Origin of the sequence: Paenibacillus barengoltzii NBRC 101215, from assembly GCF_004000745.1 — a bacterium.
GTDB lineage: Bacteria > Bacillota > Bacilli > Paenibacillales > Paenibacillaceae > Fontibacillus > Fontibacillus barengoltzii.
In genome coordinates this window covers 1-1243 of record NZ_BILV01000155.1, presented here as the reverse complement: position 1 = coordinate 1243, position 1243 = coordinate 1, and the positions used below count along the sequence as shown (strand labels likewise).

1 pseudogene is annotated in these 1243 nt (G+C 60.3%); it reads left to right on the top strand.

Annotation, left to right across the window (positions count from 1 at the left end):
- Nucleotides 1–356: 356 nt before the first annotated feature.
- Nucleotides 357–1243 (top strand): annotated as a pseudogene (locus tag PBA01S_RS22595) (hypothetical protein); the annotation flags it as partial.

Sequence of the window (1243 nt, the reverse complement as noted above, 5' to 3'; positions counted from 1 at the left end):
GGGGACCTTAGGGCTTTTACATTGATTTATGCAAGTAACTCCATCTCCCGGAAGAATACTCCGAATTGAACTTGCCAATGAATGGAGTAAAGTGAATGGCGCGAGAGTTGGGGGAGCGAACATACAGGGCTGGAATAGCAGAGGGGGCTTAGAGAAGGTGGAAAAGAGGTGAAAAGGTTAATGAGGGATCGAAAAGTAACAGTAAAAAAGAGGTAGATGAAGCGGAGGAACGAGAGAGAGGGAATTGTGGAAAAAGTAGATGATCTTGAAAAGGTTGGTGGCGGTGGGCGCGCGTGAGGCAGACGTTAGGGACGTTAGGCTGACTGAAAGAAGATAAAGATGAGGAGGTGGAGGGTGTGCAGCATTGGCGAGTTAGGGGAGTGACTGCGGCAGTATGGTTAAGCGGCGTATGGGTTTGCTTGAATCAAGGTTTGTATTGGACCGGGCGGCCGGGGGCGTTGCTGCTGGTGTCCGTATGGCTCATTGCGGGTGTGGTGGTTGCAGGCGGATGGGCCATCTCGACTGGATTCGGGCAGAATTTAAGGAAAACAGACTATGGGCCGCATGAGGTTAGAACGTATAAGCTTGCACCGCATGAGCTTGCACCTTTTAAGTTTGGATCGTCTGAGCTTGAGCTTGGGACGTATCAGTTCGGTAGCGCTGCGCCTCGGGCGGGGGTATGGACAGAGCCAAGCGTGCGGTGGGTTTTGCTGCTAGCGACAGGGCCTTTGGTCATCGCAGCGGGATACGCTTGGCGGCTGGCCGCGGGACCGTTGTCGATGCAATCGACGCTGGAAGCCCTGCGGCTGTGGGCGTTCTTGGGCGTATTTGCTGCGGCGCTAGGGGGGCTAGCCGCAGCGAAGTCCCTGAGTGCCCGCCGTTGGCTTGAGGCCGGATGGCTGCTGATCGGCGGGCTGCTCGCTGTAACGGCACTGGCCGCGGTTTATGGCCTGCTGCCGATCCCCGGCGCGATTCTGCGCACTGCGAATCCAGCCGTATCGGCGACCGGTGCCCGGCTGGGCGGGCTGCTCCAGTACCCCAACGCCTTCGGTGCCGTGATGGCGGCGTTTCTCCTGGAGCGGCTGATGCGGCTCGCGAGGATGGAGCGGGCCGCTTTTACGCGCGCAGGCAGCTGGCGCGGGCAGCGGGCGGGGGCTCTCGCCCTGCTGTTCGCCCTCGCCCTGCTGCTGAGCGAGTCGCGCGGCGCGCTGACCGCTGCGCTGGGCGGCTGGGCCGCGGGCCT